Origin of the sequence: Kitasatospora sp. NPDC059646 (genome assembly GCF_042734615.1) — a bacterium.
GTDB lineage: Bacteria > Actinomycetota > Actinomycetes > Streptomycetales > Streptomycetaceae > Kitasatospora.
Map to the genome: position 1 here is coordinate 69,339 of NZ_JBHWDS010000021.1, position 21,209 is coordinate 90,547.

Below are 21,209 nucleotides of genomic sequence, written 5' to 3' on the forward strand. Positions count from 1 at the left end.
TTCTCTGCCGGTCGTGCGGCCGGGTGCGGTCATGCGGTGGCGCTCCAGCGGGCGAGTTGGGGCAGGTGGCCGAGTCTGCCGGGGTGCCAGGGCTCCTGGTCGTCGCTCTCCCAGGCGCGGAACTCCAGCCCGAGTTCTTCGCAGAGGTACTGGACGGCGAACCGTCCGCTGGACGCGGCGCGGATCAGTCCGCCGAGGCTGGCCCAGTGGCCGGCCATGGAGAAGCCGGCCAGTCCGGGCAGGCGCATCCGGTCCCGGTTGATCAGTTTGGTGACGACGTCGTCGGCGCCGGAGAAGGCCTTCCAGGCGAGGATGCTGCCGTGGCTGTTGCCGGTGTAGCGCTCCATGGTGGCCGGGGTGGCGACCTCGATCAGGTCGATGCGTTCGCGCAGGCCGGGGTGGCGGCGTTCCAGGAAGGCGCGGACGGCGTCGGCGGCGCGCTGCTTGTGGGCGCGGTACTCGCGGCGGTCCCGGCCGCGGAGGGTCGTCCAGTAGTCGTGGTCGCTGAAGTAGGTGCAGTGGACGACGGACTTGCCGGGCGGCGCGAAGCCGTCGGAGTACTGGGAGCGCTGCTGGACCACCAGGCTGCGCTGGAGGGCGCCGGGCAGTTCGGCGGCGAGTTCGGCGGGGAGCAGGTGGGTGGTGCAGTGCGGGTCGGCGGGGTCGCGGCCGTCGTCGAGGTCGCCGTCGATGCCGAGGAAGACCGAGACGACGGCGGGGAACAGGGTGCCGGGCCGGTGCATCAGGTCCTGGTAGAGCCGGTCGATCCGCGGTCCGGTGTAGCGGCCCTCCAGCAGCCGGTAGATGGTGGTGCGGCCGTCGCAGGCGGAGACGACGTGGTCGGCGTAGTGCCGTTCGCCGTTCTTGAGTTCGACGCCGATCGCGCGGCCGTCCTCGACCAGGATGCGTTCGACCCGGGCGCGGTAGCTGATCTCGCCGCCGAGCGAGGTGTAGCGGTGTTCGACGGAGCGTGCCAGGCCCAGTGAACCGCCCTGCGGGAAGCCCGCGTTGAGGTTGCGGGCGGCGGCCATGCTGAACAGGTAGGGCAGCAGCGGGAACCCGTCGGGGTCCTGGAACAGGATGTTGCGGAACGCCTGGCGCAGCAGCGGGTCCTGGAAGCGGTCGGCGAAGGCGTTGAGCGGGGTCGCGGCCGTCCGCCAGAGCAGCCGGAACGAGGGCAGCAGCGTGCGCAGGACGGCGAGCCGTTCGCCGGTGCTCTGCAGGGCGGGCGGTTTGAGGAAGGGGTGCAGGTCGAGTGCGGCGAACCGGCGCAGGTCCCGGCAGAAGGACCGGATCAGCGGGGCGTCGGCGGGTGAGATCTCCAGCAGGTGGCGTTCCAGGCGGTCGGGGTCGTTGTAGAAGGTGACCGCGCGGCCGTGTTCGTCGACGACCCGGTTGAACAGGTCGAAGTTGGTGATCGTCTTGCCGTCGAGGGCGCCGAGTTCGCGCCAGACGCGGTTGGCGTCGTTGCCGGGGGCGGTGCCGATCAGCCAGTCGATGCAGTAGTCGAACAGGTAGCCCTTGCGGGACCAGGCGGTGCAGCAGCCGCCGGGCAGGACGTGCTTCTCGAAGATCCGGGTCCGCATCCCGCTCATCTGGGCGTAGCAGCCGGTGGCCATGCCGCCGATGCCGGCGCCGATGACGATGACGCGCGGCGGGTCGCCCGGGGTGGGCGGTCGTCGTCGCTCAGCCCGCGGCACCGGTCGCTCCTTCCGTCCGGGCTCCGGTGAGGATGCCGCGGGTCAGTTCGGCGTTGCGGGCGGCGAAGTCCCGGTCGAGCATCTCGGCGTGGCTGCCGAAGCCGCGGAACACGGTGGTCCGGGCGCTGGAGCTGCCGTGCCAGGTGCCCTGGTTGCCGGCCGCGTAGAACGGCACCTTCTGCTCGTCGGAGATCACGCTGATCAGTCCGCGCACCGATCCGAGGTTCGGGGTGCGGCTGCAGAAGTCGAGGTACTCGCGGGCCTGGCTGAGGGTCTCCTCGGCGACCACGTCGGATCCGGTGTGCCGGTGCAGGTGTTCGCGCAGTTCCTTCTCGAACGCGTCGAGGTGTTCGGGCCGGAGCTCGAAGGCGTCGGTGATCCGGTAGGAGTCGACGATGAGCACGTGCGGCACCTCGTGGCCGCGGCGTTCGAGTTCCTTGGCCACTTCGAAGGCGAGGTTTCCGCCGAGCGAGTAGCCGAGCAGGGTGTAGGGGCCCCGGTCGCGGACGGATTCGATCAGGTCGGCGTAGCGGGCGACCTTGTCGGCGCCGGTGAGGAAGTTGAACGCGACGAACCGGTACTCGGGCAGGTGCGCGGCGAGTTGGCGGTAGACCAGGCCGTGGCCGCCGGCGGGCGGGAAGCAGAACACCGGGCCGGCGCCGGCCTCGCCGGGATTGAAGGTCAGGTACGGCTGGGCGCCGGCGATCCGGCCGGTGATGATGTGCTCCAGGGTCCGGGCCATGCCGCGCAGCGTGGTGGACTCGAACAGCAGGCTGACCGGGATGCTGAGGTTGAACTCGGCCTGCAGGTGGTGGATCAGTTCGATCAGTTTGATCGAACTGCCGCCGGCCTCGAAGAAGTCGTGCTGCAGGCCGACGCGTTCCAGGCCCAGCAGCGACTTCCAGTGCTCGGCCATCCGCACTTCGAACAGCGTGGTGGGCGGTTCGGGTTCGCCGTCGCCGGGGTCGAAGCGGGGCGCCGGGAGGGCCGCCGTGTCGACCTTTCCGTTGGGGGTGAGCGGCAGCGCGGGCAGGGCGGTGAGGTGCGAGGGCGTCATGAAGGCGGGCAGCCGGTCGGCGAGCCGCCTGCGCAGGTCGCGCGGCTCCGGGTCGGCGCCGGGCTCCGGGACGTAGTAGGCGCACAGCACCCCGCCCCCGTCGTCGGTCTGACGGACCGTGACGGCGCACTGGGCGACGCCGGGCAGTGCGGCGAGCTGGGTCTCGATCTCGCCGAGTTCGATGCGGTGGCCGCGCACCTTGACCTGGTTGTCGGCCCGGCCGAGCAGCCGGACGGTGCCGTCGGCGTCCCAGTGCGCCAGGTCGCCGGTCCGGTACAGCCGGACCCGGTGGCCGCCCAGGGTGCGGGTGGTGAAGCGCTGGGCGGTCTGCTCGGGGTCGCCGACGTAGCCGTCGGCGACGCCGGCGCCGCCGACCCAGAGTTCGCCGGCCACGCCGGGCGGCACGGGCTCGCCGTGCTCGTCGAGGACGTACAGCGCGCTGTTGGGGAAGGCGCGTCCGATCGGGACCATCCGGCCGGGTTCGGGTCCGTCCGCGGGGCCCTCGAACCAGGCGCTGTCGATGGTGGCCTCGGTCAGGCCGTAGGAGTTGACCAGCCGGGTGTCCGGGCCGCACAGGGCGTGCAGGCGCTGGTGCTCCTCGGCCTTCCAGGCGTCCGAGCCGACGATCAGCAGGCGCATGAAGTCCAGCCGGTGGCCGCCGCGTTCGCAGTGCGCGAGCAGGGCGCGGGCCACGGCCGGGACGAACTCGGCGCAGTCGACGCGCTCCTCGACCATGGTGCGGTGGAGCCGGGCGGTGTCGAACAGCAGGTCGCGGTCGACCAGGACCAGGGTGCCGCCCGAGCACAGGGCGCGGACCAGGTCCCCGGTGAACACGTCGAACGACTGGGCGGCCATCTGGAGGTGGACCCGGACCTCGTCGTCGAGCCGGTACTCGGCGCGCCAGCCGGCGTACACCGAGGCGAGGTTGCGGTGGCTGACCCGCACGGCCTTGGGGCGGCCGGTGCTGCCGGAGGTGTAGATGACGTACGCGGGCGCGTCGAGGCCGGCGGCGGGCCCGTCCGGGTCCGCGCCGTCGGAGCCGGTGTCCAGCTCGTCCACGGTGAGCACCTGCGGGGCGAGTGCGGCCAGTTCGGGCCTGGGCCGGTCGGTGAGCAGCAGGACGGCGTCGGCGTTCTCCGCCATGTAGGCGAGCCGGTCGAGCGGGTAGCCGGGGTCGAGCGGCAGGTAGGCGCCGCCGGCCCGGAGCACGGCCAGCAGGGCGACGACCAGGTCGGGCGACTTGTCCAGGCAGAGTGCCACCACCTGTCCGTCGCGCACGCCCAGTTCGCGCAGTCGCCGGGCGGCGCGGCGGCTGCGGCGGTCGAGTTCGGCGTAGTCGAGCCGCCGGGCGGGCGCGCCGGGTGCGGCGGGGAGGGTGACGGCGACGGCGTCGGGCCGCTCGGCGGCGATCCGGGCGATCAGCTCGTGCACGGGGGTGTCGGCGGGTTCGGTGCGGCCGGCGCCGCTCCACCGGTCGAGGAGCTGTTCCTGTTCGGCGGCGTCGAGCATCGGCAGCCGGTCGGCGGGCCGGTCGGCGGGGGCGCGGGTGAGCGCGTCCAGCAGGTTGCGGTAGTGGCCGGCCATCCGCTGCATGGTCGCGGGCTCGAACAGGTCGGTGTTGTACTTGAAGACGCAGTGGTAGCAGCCGTCGGAGCGGTCCTGGTAGGCGGACAGGGTGATGTCGAACTGCCCTTCCTCCTCGGGGAGTTCGATGTAGTCGAGGTGGTAGCCGTACTTGTCGGTGGCCACCTTGTGGGTGAGCAGGATGAACATCGCCTGGAACACCGCGGAGCGGCTCGGGTCGCGCTGCAGCCCGAGCTGCTCGACCAGGACGACGAACGGGTACTCCTGGTTGTCCAGGCCGCCGAGCACGGTCTCGCGGACCCGGGCCAGCAGGCCGGCGACCGAGGGCCGGTCGGCGAGTCCGACGTGCAGCGGCAGCGGGTTGACGAAGTATCCGTAGACCGAGCCGAACTCCTCGCGGGTGCGGCCGGTGACGGGGCTGCCCACGATGATGTCGTCCTGCCCGGAGTAACGGTGCAGCAGCAGGTAGTACGCGCTGAGCAGCACCATGTACACGGTGACGTCGTGCTCGCGGGCCAACTCCTGGACGCGGGCGCTGAGTTCCTCGTCGAGCCGGAAGAACTCGGAGGCGCCGTTGTGGGTCTGCACGGCCGGGCGCGGCTTGTCGGTGGGCAGGCCGAGGACGGGCGCGTCGGCGGGCAGGTGGCTGCGCCAGTACTCCAGCATGCGCGGCGCGTCCGGCCCGGCGAGCAGCCGGTTCTGCCAGTTGAGGAAGTCCAGGTAGCGGGCGGGCACCGGGGGAAGCTCGACGGTGCGGCCGCTGCGCGCGGCCTCGTAGAGCGTGAACAGCTCGTCGATGAAGGTGAAGGTGGAGATCGCGTCGGAGACGATGTGGTGCACCGCCTTCATGATCACCCAGCGGTCGGGGCCGCGTTTGAACAGCCGCAGCCGCACCAGCGGGTCCCGTTCCAGGTCGTACGGCTTGCGGTACTCCTGGACGATCATGCGGTGGATGTCGTCCCACTCCCGGTCCTGGACGTCGAACAGGCCGGTGTCCGGGCGCGCCTCGGCGGAGATCAGCTGGACGGCCTGGCCGTCCTCCAGCACGAAGTTGGCGCGCAGGCACGGGTGCCGCTCCAGCAGCACCCGGAACGCGTCGAACATCAGCTCGGGTTCGAGTGCGGTGCGGACCTCGACCGCGCCGCCGATGTTGTAGGCGAAGGCGTCCGGGTTGAGCTGCTTGAGGAACCACAGCGCCTTCTGGTTGTGCGTCAGGGGGTAGCGCCGCTCGTCGGTGTGCAGCTCCACCTCCGCCTCCGGCGCGGGCCCGTCGGCGGCCGCAAACTCCAGCAGGCCGGCGTGCACCCGCTCGATCAGGTCGCCGACCCGGTCGCCGCTCAGCAGGGTCACCACCGGCAGCGAGACGCCCAGCTCGGTGTGGATGCGGGCGCGCAGCTCCATCGCCAGCAGCGAGTCCAGGCCCAGGGCGTTCAGCCCGGTCGCCGGGTCGATCCGGTCCGGGTTCGCCCGGAGCACGCCGGCGACCAGCTCGGTGAACCGCTCGGCCACCAGCTGCCGGCGGGTCTCCGCGTCGGCGGCCCGGAACGCGGCCGGGAAGCCGCCGACCGGCGCGGCCCGGGTGCTCTCGGCGGCGGCCGCCAGGTCGGCCACCAGCGCGGGCGGCGTGGCGTACCAGGCCTGGAACACCGGCCAGTCGACGACGGTGGCGACCAGCAGCTGCGCCCGGTCCTGCCCGATGACGCGCTCCAGCACGGCCATGCCGGCGGCCGGCGGCAGCGAGCTCATGCCGCGCGCCTCCCGGTAGTGGCCGACCAGCCCGAGTTCCTCGATCATGCCGGTCGCCCACGGCCCCCAGTCGATGCTGAGCGCGGGCAGTCCGCGGGCCCGGCGGTGGTGGGCCAGCGCGTCCAGGAAGGCGTTGCCCGCCGCGTAGTTGGCCTGCCCCGCGGTGGTCAGCAGCGAGGCGATCGAGGCGAACAGCACGAAGTGGTCCAGCGGTTCGTCGCGCAGCTGCCGGTGCAGGTTGCGCGCGCCGACCACCTTCGGGTCGTACGCGCTGTCGAACAGCTCCCGGTCGAGCTCCGGGACGAGCGCGTCCCTGACCTGCCCGGCCAGGTGGAACACGCCGCGCACGGGCGGGAGTTGGCGGCTGCGGTAGTCGGCCAGCCAGTCGGCCAGCGCGGTCTCGTCGGTCACGTCCAGCGGCGCCGGGACGGGGTGCGCGCCGAGCTCCTCCAGCTCCCGAAGGAACGCCACCCGCCGGCCGGCCGGGGTGTCGGGGTCGGTGTCGGCCCACTGCTCGCGCGGGGGCAGTGCGGTGCGCCCGACCAGGATCAGTCGGCGCGCGCCGCGCTTGACCAGCGTCCGGCACAGCAGCCGGCCGAGGGCCCCGAACGCGCCGGTCACCAGGTAGCTGCCGTCGGGGCGCAGGCGCAGCGGCAGCGGCCGGGTGAGCCCGGCGGGCCGGGCGAGGCGGCAGGTGGCGCGCCGCGGGCCGCGCAGGGCGATCTCCGCCGCGTCCCGGCCGGCCAGCTCGCGCAGCAGCGCCGCGGCTTCGGCCCGGTGGTCGACGGCCGGGTCCAGGTCGATCAGCTTGCCGTGGTGGCCGACGAGTTCCTGCTGCCACAGGACCCGTCCGACGCCCCAGGCGGCCGCGCCGAGCGGTTCCACCGGGTCGCCGTCGTCGACGGCCTGGGTGCCCCGGGTGACGATGTGCAGGCGGCCGTCGGGCCGGGCGGTCGGCAGCACCTGGGCGAGGGCGACCAGCGAGTAGCCGCCGAGGGTGCCGCAGTCCGTCAGCCGGTCGCGGTCGGCCGTGTCGATGGACGGCAGGTCGAGGTTCCACAGGTGCAGGACGGTGCCGTAGGCGTCGTCGAGGTCGGCGAACAGCCGGCGCAGGTCGTCCGCGGAGTCGGGCCGGACCGTCGATCCGTCGGGGCCGTGCCGGTAGGCGGCGCCCGGGCGCACCAGGTGGCAGTGGCCGCCGCTTCGGCGGTGCTGCGCGGCGAGTTCGTCGGCGAGTCCGTGCGCGTCGGCGAGGACCAGCAGCCGGTCCGGGGGCGGTGCGTCGGCGGTGTCCGCCGGCAGGTCGGTCCAGACGGGTTCGGCGAGCCAGCCGTCGATGGCGGCCAGGCCGACGGAGGCGGCGGCGCGCTCGACGCCGGCCGCGCGGAATCCGGTGATCCCGCCGAGCGGGGTTCCGTCCTCGGCGTGCAGGGCGAGGTCGCCGATCAGTTCGTCCCCGTCCTCCCGGGTGATCGTCGCGTGCACCCAGAACGGCCGGTCGCCGACCGGGTCGAGGTCCACCTCGCGCAGGGACAGCGGGAGCCGGATGCCGCCGTCCGGGCCGTCCGGGCCGAGGAGTTGCGGGGTCAGCAGGGCCTGGAAGCAGGCGTCGAGCAGGGTCGGGTGGACGTGGCTCTCCGCGGCGTCCGCGGGGCGGGGCTCGGCGGGGGCGATCCGCGCCAGCGCCTCCCCCGGACCGATCCACACCTCCTCGATGCGCTGGAAGGCGGGGCCGTACTGGTAGCCCAGCTCGCCGAGCCGCCGGTAGCACTCGGCCTGCTCCAGCCGCCGGGAGCGGGCCCGGATCGCCGCGAGGTCGGCTGCGGCGGCGGGCCGTCGGCGCTGGTCGGTGCGGACGGCGCCGGTCGCGTGGACGCTGCGCTCCTCGCCCGCGGCGGAGGCGATCGAGAAGGTCACCCCGTCGGAGTCGAAGCCCAGTTGGACGGTCGAGGGCCGGTCCTCGGAGAGGAACAGCGCCTTGGGCAGCTCGACGTCGGCGAGCACCGCCCGGGTGCCGCCGGTCAGCACCCGCACCGCCTGCGCGGCCATCTCCAGGTAGCCGGCGGCGGGGAACACCGTGGTGTCCTCGATCCGGTGGTCGGCCAGGTAGGGCAGCCGCTCGACGTCCAGCTGGACCTCCCAGGCGGGCCGGACGCTCGCGGTGCGGCGCCCCAGCAGCGGGTGGTCGAGCCGCCCGAGCCGGACCTGCTCGACCGGGGCGGGCTCCACCCAGTACCGGTCCCGCTTCCACGGGTACCCCGGCAGCGGAACGGGCCGGCCGCCGGGCTGCAGCGTCTGCCAGTCCAACTCGACGCCCAGGTTGTGCAGTTCGGCCAGCGAGCGGGCGAACCGCTCGGGCTCGTCCTCCTGCCGGCGGATCGACGGCACCGTGAAGCCGGCGGCGTCCCGCTCGTCGAGGCACTCGCGGATCGCGTGGCCGAGCACGGGGTGCGGGCCGATCTCCAGGAACAGCTGGTGGCCGTCGTCGACCAGCAGGTCCACGGCGGAGCGGAACCGCACCGGCTCGCGGACGTTCTGCCACCAGTAGGCGGCGTCCAGTTCGGTGCCGTGCGCGCGGCCCTCACGGGCCGTCAGGTACAGCGGCACCTCGGCCGGGCGCGGCTTCAGGTCGGCGAGCGCGTCCAGCAGTTCGTCCCTGATCGGGTCCATCCGCACGCTGTGGTAGGGCACCTGCACCGGCAGGAAGCGGGCGAACAGCTGCTCGCGCTCCAGTTCCGCGGCGAGCTGCCGCAGCGCGTCGTGGTCGCCTGAGAGGGTGACGGAGGAGGGGCTGTTGACGGCGGCGACCGACACCCGGTCGCGGCAGGACCGGATCCGGCGGACGGCGTCGGCCTCGGTCAGGCCGACGGCGAGCATCGCGCCGGTGCCGGCCAGCCGGTGCTGGAGCCGGCTGCGGTGCAGCATCACGCCGATCGCGTCGGCGAGTTCCAGCACGCCGGCCTCGTGGAAGGCGGCGGCCTCGCCGGTGGAGTGCCCGACCACGGCGTCCGGGCGGACGCCGTAGCTGCGCCAGAGCGCGGCCAGGCCGACCTGCACGGCGAAGTTGGCGGGCTGGGCGAGCCAGGTCTCGGCCATCCGCGACTCCGCCTCCGGGCGGGCCAGTTCCTCCAGCAGCGACCAGTCGGCCTGCCGGCGGATCTCGGCGTCGCAGGCCTCGACGGCCTCCCGGTACACCGGCTCCGCCTCGAACAGGCCCCGGCCCATGCCCCACCACTGCGGGCCCATGCCGGTGAACACCCACACCAGGCGGCGCTGCGCGCGGTCGGCCTGACGGCCGGTCAGCACCCGGGGGTGCGGCTCGCCGCGCCGGTGGGCGGCGAGCGCCTCGTCCAGCGACTCGCGGGAGTCCGACCGGTACACCACCGACAGCCGGTGCTCGTGGTGTTCGCGGCGCAGCGCCAGGGTGTGGCCGAGGTCGTCCAGCGCGACCGGCGGGCCGTCCGTGCCGGCCAGCTCCCGCCGGATGCCGTCGACCAGTTCGGGCAGTCCGGCCGGGTCCCGGGTGCTCAGCGGCAGGACGGTGCAGCGCGGCGCGCGCCCGGACGGGGCGGCCGGCTCGTGCGCCGGCGCCTCTTCGAGGAGCACGTGGGCGTTGGTGCCGCCGAAGCCGAAGGCGTTCACGCCCGCGCGGGCCGGGCCCTCGTGCGCGGGCCAGTCGACGGCCCGGGTCGGGACCTCGAACGGCAGCGCGGCCCAGTCGATCGCGTCGGTGGGCCGCTCCAGGTTGATGTGCGGGGGGATCCGGCGGTGCTTGAGCGCGAGCACCGTCTTGATCAGCCCGGCGATGCCGGCGGCCGCCTCGGTGTGCCCGATGTTGGTCTTCACCGAGCCGACGTAGCACTTGGCGCCCGGCTGCCGGCCGATGCCGAGGACCCGCCCGAGCGCCTGCGCCTCGATCGGGTCGCCGACCGGGGTGGAGGTGCCGTGCGCCTCCACGTACTGCAGGCTGCCGGGCTGGATGCCCGCCCGTTCGCAGACCCGCTGGACGAGGGCGACCTGGGCGTCCGCGTTGGGCACCGTGATGCCGTCGGTGCGGCCGTCCTGGTTGACGCCGCTGCCGAGCACCACCGCGTGGATCGGGTCGCGGTCGCGCAGCGCGTCCGACAGCCGCTTGAGGGCGACCACGCCGACGCCCTCGGCGCGCACGTAGCCGTCGGCCGTCGCGTCGAAGGCGCGCGACCTGCCCTCGGCGGACAGGAAGCCGCCCTTGGTCTCGGCGATGGTGTACTGCGGCGCGAGGTGCAGCAGGGTGCCGCCGGCCAGGGCGAGGTCGGTCTCGCCGCGCAGCAGGCTCTGCCGGGCGAGGTCCAGCGCGACCAGGGAGGAGCTGCAGGCGGTGTCGATCGAGACGCTGGGGCCGCGGAAGTCGAAGCAGTGCGAGATGCGGTTCGACACCATCGTCATCATGGTGCCCGTCGCGGTGTGCGCGGCCAGGCTCTCGAAGCCGAGGTCGGCGAACTGGAGGATCTTGTAGTCCAGGGTGAACGCGCCGACGAACACGCCGACTTCGCGTCCGGCGAGCCGGCTCGGCAGTTGGCCGCCGTCCTCCAGCGCCTCCCAGGCCACCTCCAGCAGCTTGCGCTGCTGCGGGTCCATGTGTTCGGCCTCGCGCGGGCTGATGCCGAAGAACTCGGGGTCGAACTCGTCGAAGCCGTCGATGTAGCCGCCGCGCCCGCCGATCAGCCGGCCCGGCTTGGCGCGGTCCCGGCTGGCCAGCGTCGCGGTGTCGTAGCGGTCGGCCGGGGTGGGGACGATGCAGTCCCGGCCCTCGATCAGGTTGCGCCAGAAGCCCCGGTGGTCGCGGACGCCGCCGGGAAGCCGGCAGCCGATGCCGATGATCGCGATCCGGTCCTGTGAGTCGTTGGGCGAGTCCGTCATTGTCCAATCCGTGTGTGGTGGGCCCCGGCAGGGGACGGGTGGGAGGTGGGACGGGACCGCTCAGCTGGACGATCCGGTGGTGGCGTCGGTGGCGGGGCGCCAGGGGTGCAGCAGGCTGGCGAGCACGCTGGTGGTGGGTGGGAAGCTGGCGGGGTCCTGCAGCCCGACCGCGACCGGGCCGAGCCCGGGCCGCCAGGTGAAGCTGCCGAAGAGGTGGTCCCAGATCGCGAGGTCCGCGCCGAAGTGCCCGGACTGGGACGGCTCGGTGCTGTGGTGCAGCCGGTGCTGTTCCGGACTGCCGAGGAGGTGGTTCAGCCGGCCGATCCGGACGTCGATGTTCGCGTGGGCGAAATACCCCTGCGCGACGACGAACAGGGTGGCGCAGAAAACGGATTCCCGCGAGAATCCGAGCCAGGCCAGCGCCAGTTGGACGACGGCCTGACCGAGCAGGACGTCGAGCAGGTGGTTGACGCCGTTGTTGGTGACGTTCACCTTGTCCAGCCCGTGGTGGACGCCGTGCAGCCGCCACAGCCACGGCTGGTGGTGGGACCAGCGGTGGAAGAGGTATTTCGCCAGCGAACCGGTCAGCAGCGCGAGCGGGATCTCCGTCCGCAGCGGGAGCGCCGGGTCGAGCGGCGCCAGCCGCGCCACCAGGCTCGCCACCAGCAGCTGCCCGAGCGCCCCGCCGGCCATCGTCAGGACGAAGTAGACCCCGTAGCAGCGGAGTTCACGCCCGCGCGGATGCCAGTCGGCCCGGTAGGGGATCAGCCGTTCGAGAGCCCAGAGGTAGCCGATGGTGCCGATCTGGAAGAGCACCAGCACGCGGCCGATGTCCCAGTGCTCGTGGACGGTCGCCGCCGCCCCCGAGACTACGGCGAGCAGCAGGAACGGATAGGCGACATGCCTCAGAACAACCAGAAATCCGACCATCGGACCGACAGATCTTCCTTCAGATCTTCCTTGGCTCAATGCCGACCCTCCCGATGAATCGTCAGCGAACTGAACGGGAGTCCGATGCTAACCACAGGAAGTGTCGACGTGCGCCACCGACGTGGCACGGTTCAAAGAAGTCTGATGATCAATCAGGTAGCGTTGCCGGCAATTCCCCCGCCCGTGACCACCGGCGCCCGCCGCCGGCGTGGAGGTGCCATGTCCGTCCCCCTCACCCAACTCCCGCCCCTGCACGCCCTGGACCTCCCCGACCCCGGCCCGCCCCGCCCGACCACCCTCCGCGACGGCACCCCCGCCTGGCTGGTCACCAGGTACCACGACGCCCGCCAGGTCCTCACCGACCCCCGCTTCCGCCGCACCCGCCCGCCGGGGGGCGCGGGGGGCGGCGGCGCCGCGGGCGAGGACGCTGACGTCCCGGGCGTCGCTGGCGGGTCGGACGGCGGGGGCGCTGCCCTCCGGGGTGTTGTCGGCGGGTCGGACGGCGAGGGCGCTGCCGTCCGGGGCATTGTCGGCGGGTCGGACGGCCGGGGCGCTGCCGGCGGGGGTGTTGTCGGCGGGTCGGACGGCCGGGGCGCTGCCGTCCGGGGCATTGTCGGCGGGAGCGTTCCGGGTGAGGGTGCTCTCGGCGGCGCGGGCGGCGGGGCCCGGCCGGATGGCGCGCTCAACGTGTCCACCGACCCCGCGTCGGTCTACAACCAGGACGGCACGGACCACCAACGGCTGCGGCGCACCGCCCAGGGAGCGTTCACGCCCCGGGCCGTCGCCCAGTGGCGCCCCTGGGTGGAGACCGTCGTCGGCCGGCTCCTCGACGACCTGGTGGCGGCCGGACCACCGGCGGACCTGGTCGCCGACCTCACCTCGGTCCTCCCCTTCGCCGTGACCTCACGCCTGATGGGACTGGACGGACTCGGCCGTGAGCGCCTGCAGCAGTGGGCGCACTGCCTGACCGCCGATGCCACCGTCCCCGCGGAACAGGTCGCGGCCGGGCAACAGGAGTTCGCCGCGTTCGCGGCCACCCTGCTCGCCGACCGCCGACGCCGACCCGGCGAGGACCTGGTGAGCCGCCTGGTGCAGGCCGCCGACCGGGCCGGGGGCATCCCCGAGGAACAACTCACCTACCTGGTCGGCGGCCTGGCGGCGAGCGGCAGCGACAGCGTCGCGGGCGCACTCGCCAACTCCCTGCTCTACCTGCTGACCGAGCGGCCCGACGCCTGGCCCCGACTCGCCGAGGAGGAGCCGGCCCGACACGCCACCGAGTGGCTGCTGCACCACATCCAGGTGGGCGACGACGAGTTCACCACCCGTCACGCCGTGGACACCGCCGAGATCGCCGGCGTCCGCATCCCGGCCGGCTCGACGGTCGCGGTCTGCCTCGGCAGCGCCAACCGCGACCCGGCCCTCTTCCCGGCCTCCCCCGACCTCTTCGCCCCGCTCCCCGCCCCCACCCTCGCCTTCGGCGCCGGCCCCCACCACTGCCTCGGCACCTGGCTCGCCCGCACCCAGATCCACACCGCCCTCCACCGCCTCGCCACCCGCCTCCCCACCCTCCACCTCGCCACCCCAACCGCCCCCACCCAATGGCGCCTCGGCGCCACCACCCGCAGCCCCCGCACCCTCCGCGTCACCTGGTGAACCCCGCCTCCCCGCCCCGCCGCCCCCAGCCCAGCCCAGCCCGCCTCACCGACGACCCGGTGCCCCTTGACCGCGCGTCAACCCCTACTACTCGAACGGCTCTTCGGCGCAGCCACCCGCCAGCCCACTCGCCGCCCATCGGCATCTCGCCCCCACCCTTGAACCAGCCGGTCAGCCCACCAACCGCCGCAAACCCGGACCAGCCCCGTCCGGACACACCCCACCGAACGGCCTCGACACCACGACCCGCTGCCCCAACCCTCCAGGCCCCCGGCCTCCGGCCCCCGGCGAACCAACCAACCGCCGCCTCGGCCCTCGCAGCCCCGTCCACCGGCCGGCCAGCACACCCACCACCAGCCAGGCCCCCGGCCCCGACCGGCTTACCCGACTGCGCGTCGGGCACCGCCCCGTCAGACGTCACGTCAGACAGCCTGCCCGCCCCACCACCAGCACCGGCTCCCGCCCTGCCCGGCCCCCGTTCGCCATCCACCGTCCCGTCGAACGGCGACCCGAAAGCGGCATCACACACCTCCCAGGCAACAACTCGACCACCGGCCAGACCGCCCGCCCCGACCCTCCTGGCCATCCGTCGGCCGCGACGACGTCACCAGCAGCGCCTGACCACCGAGTGGCCAACTTCAGTCCGCTTCGCCGCTCCCCCTTCACCGCTCCGACCACCTGCACGGCACTCCCTGCGGCGATTCGGCCAACGGCCGGACCACCGTTCCCCTCTCCTCCTGACGGCGTGTCGGCCCCTGCGGCAAGGCAGCCTGCCCACCGCCGCGCCGTCGGACCGGTCCCGCCTCGTCGCCCCTCACACGCATCCTGCCGAACAGCGCCTCGGCCCGCCGCCACCCACGGCCCACGCACCCCGGGCGCTCAGGCGAACCGGCCTGACGTCGCCCCGCCACTCTCCTGACGACGCGTCAGCCCTCACCTTCCGACGCGGCGTCCGCACCCCCGCTCCCTCGACCCCACCCGTCAGGACCTGCCTCGGTGAGCCGTCAGGCGATCGACGCGGCGACGATCGCCGCAGCCGCCAGGTTGCAGCTCGCGGACACCCACACCGCCGGGTGCGGTTCCTTCGCCACCAGGATCGCGCCGAGCCGCCCGGGGGTGAGCAGGTCCAGCAGCCAGAACGCGAGCGCCATCATCAGCAGTCCGAGCACGCCGAAGCACAGCGTGGAGACCAGGCCCTTGCCGAAGTCGTCGTACGTGGTACGGATCGCCGTGTACACGATGCCGCCGACCCCGATCAGCGCCGAACTGAGCAGCAGCGCCGCGTTGCGGTTGCCCTCGGCCCAGATCAGCCGGCCGAGCTTGCCGGGGGTGAGCAGGTCGATCAGCAGGTATCCGAGCAGCAGCAGCACCAGGCCGACGAGACCGAAGACGGCCGCCGCGCCGAGGCCGTGGACTATGTCGTTCATCTGCGGGACTCCCCCGGGTTCGGGCAGCCGCACCGGGCCGCACCATGGTCAAGGATCGGCAAAAGATAACCCATGGCCTTGGTACTCCGTCGGTTCCGAAGGCAGTGCGCCGAGCCGTGATCCGACCATCACATCTTCCGCGTACGATGGTCCGCCATGACACCGCCCCCGCCCGCCGTTTCCGCCCCGGACCGATCGACACCGGACGCCCGCCGCCGGTCTGGCTTCGTCACGCTGGGCATGGTCGGCACCCTTGCCCTCACCCTCTCCGGCTGCTCCTCCTCGTCCAACAGCGCGCCCAGCCGGTGCGTGGACCCGACCACGCTGAAGGTGCTGGACAGCCACTCCTGCACGGCCGGCGGCTCCGGCGCGGGCCGCTGGTACTACTGCGGATACGGCACCGACACCGCCAACGGCGGCACCTTCGACAAGGCCGCCACCAAGCGCGGCGGCTTCGGCTGCCCCAAGGGCAGCAGCAGCGGCTCGGGCGGGGGCTGAACCCTGATGCGCCGTCACACCATCACGCCTCGCCCAGACTGGCTGGCCACCGTCGAATCCCAGGGCCTCGTGTACGCGATGTGCTCCGATCCCTGCAACCAGGGCGGCCCGCACCCCTATTGGGACGAGAGCGCCTACTACGAGTTCTCCCTTCCCGAGGTCGAAGCCCTGGAGGAGGTCGTCGAGGAACTCCACGAACTCTCCCTCGCCGCCGCCGACCACGTGGTGCGCACCGGCCGGTTCGCCGACTTCGGCATCACCGACCCGCGGCTCGCCTCGGTCGTCGCCGAGTCCTGGCGCCGCCGCGACGAACAGCCCAGTGTGTACGGCCGTTTCGACCTCGCCTACGACGGCTCCGGGCCCGCCAAGCTCTTCGAGTACAACGCCGACACCCCCACTTCCCTGATCGAGGCCGCCGGGCCGCAGTGGTTCTGGCTGGAGGACCGCTTCCCGGACGCCGACCAGTGGAACTCCCTCCACGAGCGCCTGATCGCCTCCTGGCAGCGCCAGAAGCACCTGTTCCCGCCCGGGCCCGTGCACTTCGCCCACTCCCGCGGCGACACCGAGGGCGAGGACTGGCTGACCACCCTCTACCTCCAGGAGTGCGCCGAGCAGGCGGGCCTGCAGACCGTCGGCATCGCCATGGAGGACATCGGCTGGGACGGCCTGACCGGCCGCTTCGTCGACCTCGAACACCGCTTCATCCGCTCCGCGTTCAAGCTCTACCCGTGGGAGTGGCTCGCCGACGACGAGTTCGCCGACCAGTTGCTCGACGTCATCGACCTGGGCGGCGGCACCGGCTCCACCCTCTGGATCGAACCCGCCTGGAAGATGCTGCTGTCCAACAAGGCGCTGCTGGCCGTCCTGTGGGAGCTCAACCCCGGCCACCCCAATCTGCTGCCCGCCTACCTCGACGGCCCGCGCGAACTCGCCGACCCCGACGGCCCCGGCTACGCCGCCAAGCCGCTGCTCGGACGCGAGGGCGCCGGCATCCGCATCGTCGAACCCGACGGGACCCAGACCCGCCTCGCCGACTGGGCCGGCGACCCCGACCGCTACGGCGCCGAAGGCCACTGCTACCAGCAGTACCACCCGCTCCCCGACTTCGACGGCAACCGCCCCGTCCTCGGCACCTGGGTCGTCGACGGCGAATCCGCCGGTCTCGGCATCCGCGAGACCGACGACAGCCCCATCACCCACCAGGGCGCCCGCTTCCTCCCCCACATCATCCGCTGACCTCCCGTCTCCACTACCTACCCATCGCCCTCCGCGATGGGTATCCCCTACGCATTGATCCACCCGCTGGCCCGGCGCAAAGCTGGTATCCGCTCTCCAACCCCCCTAGTCAGGAGACCCGGATGACCCGCCGCGAACGCTTCCGCCTCTACGCCAGCGAACACTTCGCCCCCCTCACCGACCACCCCACCCGCACTTCCCGCCGAGGCACCGTCAACCGCCAAACCCGCCGCGCCACCCTCTCCCGCCTCGCCCACCTCACCCACCAGCCGCGCCCCTGACCCCACCCGCCCACCTCCGGCCCCGCCCAGCCCCGCCGTCCGACAGTCCGTCAACCGTCTGCACGTCCAGTGACCACACTTCGCCGAACACCACCCCGCCGGGCCGAGCTGCCACCCAGCGCTTGACGCCTGCCACCGCCAGCAGCCACGAGCAGCACCTCACGGTCCGTCAGCCGCCCTCGCTCCGGCCCCCGCCACCCCTGGTCGCCGAGCCTCCACGGCCCACCCCTGACGAAGCCGACCACCCTGCCGAGCCCGCCCGCCCCATCCCGCGCGCGCAGCAATCACGCCTCATCAACACCCCCGACACCCTACGAAGCCGTTCACCCCACGCGTGGTCCGTTGCCGCCTGCACGCCACAGCGCCCGCAAGCGACGGCCACCGCCACGCCTGGCCGACCACCTGCTCTCCGCAGTCCATCCCACCGAACAAACCGCCCGCGCCCGACCTTCGTGCGCAGCACCACCTCACGACCGGTCACACCTCCGTAACGCCCTCGCGCTGCCTGTCCCACTCCCGAACAGCAGCGCCTCGCCAACCACCGCCACGCCCCGGCCGTACCTGCTTCCTCAGGTCCACCAGCCGGCGCCACCACACCCCACCGCTCACTCGCAACGACCACCAACTGCCAAGGGCCGAACCGCCCTTCCGCCCAGCGGCAGCAGCCCATCACCGCCCACCGCCGCCGGTCGGCAAGGACCGGCTCTCAGGCCCCCGACTCCCGACACCTCCACCCCGTAGCAACCGCCGGCTACGGCTGCGGCCCGTCAGCCCTCCGCCAGCGCCCGCGCCACCTCCTTCCGTCCCACACCCAACTTCCGCAGCACGCTCGCCACATGGTGCTCAACCGTTCGCGGTGACAGAAACAGTGCCTGCGCGATTCCCTGGTTGCCCACGCCCTGCCCGACCAGCTCCGCCACCTGCCGCTCCCGCGGCGACAACGCCTCGCCGTAGCCCCGCCGCCCTGGCGACGCCTCGCGCCCGAGGCCGAGGTCCCGCCGGACGTGCTGGCAGCGCGCAGCGTCAGAGGTGGCACCGAGGGTGCTGAACGTGGCTTCGGCCGAGGCCAACCGCTCGGCCGCGCTCTGCGCGTCGGTCTCGGCCAGCGTGCGCGCCAACCACTCCTCCGCACGGGCCGATTCGTACGGACGCCCGATCGTCCGCCAGGCGTCCCGCGACCGTCGGAACGCCTCGCCCGCGCCCCTCCCGTCGACGCCGTCCAACAGATGGCCCCGCGCCATTTCGAGCGCGGCGTGCGCGGCCGGCGCGTCGACTCCGCCGAGCGCCTCGCCCGCCTCCTCCACGAGGTGGCGGGCGGCATCCGTTTCACCGACCGCCTGCGCAGTCTCGACGGCTACCGGCAGCAGTTCCGCACTTCGTGCCCACGCCCCGGCCTGACGCAGCGTCGCCAGAGCCGGCATGACCACTGCGGCGGCCGCCTCTCCGCCGCGCTCGGCCAGTTCGAGCGAGCCGAGGCCGGCGGCGGCCCGTAGTGCGGCCGTCACCTGTGACTCCCGCTCGCCGTATCTGGCCGCACTCACGAACTCCGCCCTGGCCACCGCCAGCCGCCCCCGCGCGGCGGCCAACCTGCCCAACATCATGGCCCGTTCAGCACTGGCCATCGCCACGTCCGGGAACTCGGTCCCCAGCGCGGCGAACCGTTCTTCGAGCCCCTGCCAATGCCCGGACAGCCCCTCCAGGCGCAGCAGGGCGATCCGGCTGTAGATCTCCAGGTAGGCGATCGCGGCCTGCCGGGCCAGCGCCCGGCTCTCGGCGAGCAGTCGGCCGGCGCGCTGGTCGTGGCCGGTGTCGAGGGCGATGTCGCCGACGTTGTACAGGGCGCGGGCGGTCTGCCGGACGACCTCCGGGTTGGTGGCGTCGCGGGGCAACCGATCCAGCTCGGGCCAGAGTTCGGGATCTCCTTCGCGCGCTTGGAAGGTCAGCAGGGTGGCCCGGTAGGCGGCGGTGACCTCCTCGTCCGGTTCGATCTCCAGTGCGGCGGCGGCTTTCGCCATGCGTTCCCGTGCGGCGGCGCCGGCGCCGTCGCGTTCGTTCATCGCCAGCGCCACCAGTGCCCGCGCGGCCCGGGCGGGACGCTCGGCGAGTTCGTCCGCCGCTCGCTCGATCTGCGCGAACCCGGCCCGGTCGCCACCCTGGACGGCCATCCGCAGGCCGAGCGTCAGCCGGATCTCGCCCCGATCGGCGACCGGCAGGCGCGGGTCGGCGATGATGCTCGCCAGTACGGCCGTGCCGGCGGTGTCGTCGGCGGCGTTCGCGGCGATCGCCGACAGCGCCCGGGCGGCACGCACGCGCCGATCGGGGGCCAGGTCGCTCTCGGCGAGCAGTTCGCGCAGCAGTGGACCGGCCGCCACCGGATCCCCCTGCTCCGCCGCCTGCTCAGCTGCCGTCTCGGCCAGCTGCTGCCAGGCCTGCCGATCGCCCAGGGCTCTCATGTGCGCAGCAATCCGGGCGAGCGGTGGTGGCTGGTGGCCCTGCAGCGCTGCGATGGCCCGCTGGTGCATCCTGGACCGCACCGGCCCCGGGATCCGCCGGTACGCAACCTGCCGAACCGGCTCCTCTCGGAACGCGTACCTGGCCGCGGTCGGCTCTGCCAGCACCCGTGCCCGGAGCGCTTCCACCAGAGCCGCAGCCACCCGTTCGGCCGACAGCTGCGCCACCTCGGCGATCACCTGCTCACCGGACGGCTCCTCCAGCACCGCCACCGTCTCGACCACCGCCAGCGCGTCCGGTCCGAGCGCAGCCAACCGTTCCGCAACGGCGTCCCACAGCCCGCGCGGCAACTCGGCTGCGGTCAGCGCCTCCACCGGATCGGGATGCGGACTGCTGTCCCGCCAGGCCGCCAGGTCCTCCACCAGGACCGCCGGAACGCCGCCCGACCGCTCGCCCAGTACGGCCGCCACCTCGGACACCACCTCGGGCGGCACGCCCGCGCCGCACCCGCGACCGGTGAACTCCCGCACTTCCTCCTCGTTCAGCGGTCCGACCTGCACCAGCCCACCGCTGACCCCCGGCGGACAGCGGTAGGCCACACCCAAGACCGGTGCCCCCGCCTCCGTCTCCTCCGCGCGGTAGGTCACCACCAGCGACACGCCCGGCACCGGGTCCCTGGCCAGCAACAGCAGCAGGTCCCGGCTCTGCCGGTCCGCCCACTGCGCGTCCTCGATCAGCAGCACCACACCGCCCAGCGCCCCGAGCAGCGCCCGCACGCCCTGCACCAGCCGGTACCGCTCGTCGCCGCCCTCGATCGCCTCCGGCAACCAGGGGCCCAAGTCGGGCAGCCACGACCGAAGCGCGCCCGTGCTCGGCGGCAGGTCGTTCGCGTCCGCCGTCTCCGCGAGCAACGCACCGCAGCACCGCAGCGCGTCGAGCGCCGGCCCGTACGGGGTCGGATCCGCCAGCGGATGGCAGTGCCCGGTCAGCACCCGATCCGACGCCATGCCGGCCTCCGCCAGTGCCTGCCGCACCAGCGCAGACTTGCCGACGCCCGCCTCGCCCTCCACCAGCACCACGGAAGGCGCCGCCTTCAGAGCTCTCACCAGCCGCGCCAGTTCTCGCCGCCGCCCGACGAATCCCGGAACCGCGCTGCTTCTCTCCACCGCACCCCTCCTCGGCCCGTCCGGGTCGACCGCACCAGCCCTCCGAGAGCCGGTCCTCTCCGCGCCGGTCATCATGCCTTGCTTCACCTCCTCCCCGACCACGCCGGTCGGCCCGCCGTCTCTCGTCACCACAGGCCCAGCCCACCGCCCGCCGGGCACTCCCTCCGCCCTGCGGTCCCGCCCGCCGGCCGCCGCTCTACTCGACGTAGCCGAGCCCGGACCGGCACCGGACTTCCCGCGACCACCCGCTCTGCTCCCCCACCTCCCTCTCGTCACCGGACCCGTCCCCCGCCACTACCGCCACAGTCTCACCCGCGGTCGTTCCGGACCCCGGCCACGGCCCCACCACCACCTGCCGTCGGACACTCCGCGCCCTCGGACCTTCCAGCTCGCTCAGCTCACCCAGCACCGACTGCCTCCAACGCCGTCCGTCTGCCTTGACCACCCCACTCCACCTCTCCGCGCGTCTTCCGCCCGCCTCGTTGACGCCTTCCCTACGCCGACTCCGCCCGCCTTGACACTCCCCGAGCAGCCACGGCCGCGCTCGACCGCCTCCCCGGGCCTGCGCCCGCCTCCGATCC

At 73.4% G+C, this 21,209-nt stretch carries 9 protein-coding genes; 4 read left to right on the forward strand and 5 right to left on the reverse strand.

Annotated elements, in window-relative coordinates; all coding sequences use genetic code 11:
- Positions 1–29 precede the first annotated feature (29 nt).
- Genes ACFV1L_RS17445 through ACFV1L_RS17455 form a run of 3 tightly spaced genes read right to left on the reverse strand, consistent with a single transcriptional unit; the run spans position 30 to position 11,916 of the window.
- Positions 30–1,700 (reverse strand): phytoene desaturase family protein, encoded by a 1,671-nt coding sequence (locus tag ACFV1L_RS17445; RefSeq protein WP_380366720.1) that lies wholly within the window; start codon positions 1,698–1,700, stop codon positions 30–32.
- The gene (locus ACFV1L_RS17450; RefSeq protein ID WP_380366722.1) at positions 1,687–10,986 is read right to left on the reverse strand and encodes an amino acid adenylation domain-containing protein; all 9,300 of its coding nucleotides are present in this window, start codon (positions 10,984–10,986) and stop codon (positions 1,687–1,689) included. The genes ACFV1L_RS17445 and ACFV1L_RS17450 overlap by 14 nt, the downstream gene beginning before the upstream one ends.
- 60 nt (positions 10,987–11,046) lie before the next feature.
- Positions 11,047–11,916, reverse strand: a complete 870-nt coding sequence (locus ACFV1L_RS17455) for a sterol desaturase family protein (RefSeq protein ID WP_380366724.1) — start codon at positions 11,914–11,916, stop codon at positions 11,047–11,049.
- Positions 11,917–12,135: 219 nt separating this feature from the next.
- Here ACFV1L_RS17455 and ACFV1L_RS17460 point away from each other — a divergent pair, with 219 nt between their 5' ends.
- The gene (locus tag ACFV1L_RS17460) at positions 12,136–13,569 is read left to right on the forward strand and encodes a cytochrome P450 (protein WP_380366726.1); all 1,434 of its coding nucleotides are present in this window, start codon (positions 12,136–12,138) and stop codon (positions 13,567–13,569) included.
- A gap of 1,004 nt (positions 13,570–14,573) precedes the next feature.
- On the opposite strand, the gene ACFV1L_RS17465 is transcribed toward ACFV1L_RS17460, so the two are convergent.
- On the reverse strand, positions 14,574–14,996 hold the full coding sequence (locus tag ACFV1L_RS17465) for a DUF350 domain-containing protein (protein ID WP_380366728.1): 423 nt from the start codon (positions 14,994–14,996) through the stop codon (positions 14,574–14,576).
- Between the two features lie 156 nt (positions 14,997–15,152).
- Here ACFV1L_RS17465 and ACFV1L_RS17470 point away from each other — a divergent pair, with 156 nt between their 5' ends.
- The 3 genes from ACFV1L_RS17470 (at position 15,153) to ACFV1L_RS17480 (ending at position 17,011) form a co-directional block, all read left to right on the forward strand.
- Positions 15,153–15,494, forward strand: coding sequence for a hypothetical protein (locus ACFV1L_RS17470; RefSeq protein WP_380366730.1), 342 nt, complete (start codon positions 15,153–15,155; stop codon positions 15,492–15,494).
- Positions 15,495–15,500: 6 nt separating this feature from the next.
- Complete coding sequence (locus ACFV1L_RS17475) at positions 15,501–16,730, forward strand: glutathionylspermidine synthase family protein (protein ID WP_380366732.1); 1,230 nt, start codon at positions 15,501–15,503, stop codon at positions 16,728–16,730.
- 122 nt (positions 16,731–16,852) lie between these two features.
- The gene (locus ACFV1L_RS17480; RefSeq protein ID WP_380366734.1) at positions 16,853–17,011 is read left to right on the forward strand and encodes a hypothetical protein; all 159 of its coding nucleotides are present in this window, start codon (positions 16,853–16,855) and stop codon (positions 17,009–17,011) included.
- 767 nt (positions 17,012–17,778) lie between these two features.
- Here ACFV1L_RS17480 and ACFV1L_RS17485 read toward each other — a convergent pair.
- The gene (locus ACFV1L_RS17485) at positions 17,779–20,628 is read right to left on the reverse strand and encodes an ATP-binding protein (protein WP_380366736.1); all 2,850 of its coding nucleotides are present in this window, start codon (positions 20,626–20,628) and stop codon (positions 17,779–17,781) included.
- Between the last annotated feature and the right edge of the window lie 581 nt (positions 20,629–21,209).

Coding starts and splice junctions, on each gene's coding strand:
- ACFV1L_RS17450 (WP_380366722.1), bottom strand. CDS start 10,986: ATGACGGACTCGCCCAACGACTCACAGGACCGGATCGCGATCATCGGC.
- ACFV1L_RS17455 (WP_380366724.1), bottom strand. CDS start 11,916: ATGGTCGGATTTCTGGTTGTTCTGAGGCATGTCGCCTATCCGTTCCTG.
- ACFV1L_RS17460 (WP_380366726.1), top strand. CDS start 12,136: ATGTCCGTCCCCCTCACCCAACTCCCGCCCCTGCACGCCCTGGACCTC.
- ACFV1L_RS17465 (WP_380366728.1), bottom strand. CDS start 14,996: ATGAACGACATAGTCCACGGCCTCGGCGCGGCGGCCGTCTTCGGTCTC.
- ACFV1L_RS17470 (WP_380366730.1), top strand. CDS start 15,153: ATGACACCGCCCCCGCCCGCCGTTTCCGCCCCGGACCGATCGACACCG.
- ACFV1L_RS17475 (WP_380366732.1), top strand. CDS start 15,501: ATGCGCCGTCACACCATCACGCCTCGCCCAGACTGGCTGGCCACCGTC.
- ACFV1L_RS17480 (WP_380366734.1), top strand. CDS start 16,853: ATGACCCGCCGCGAACGCTTCCGCCTCTACGCCAGCGAACACTTCGCC.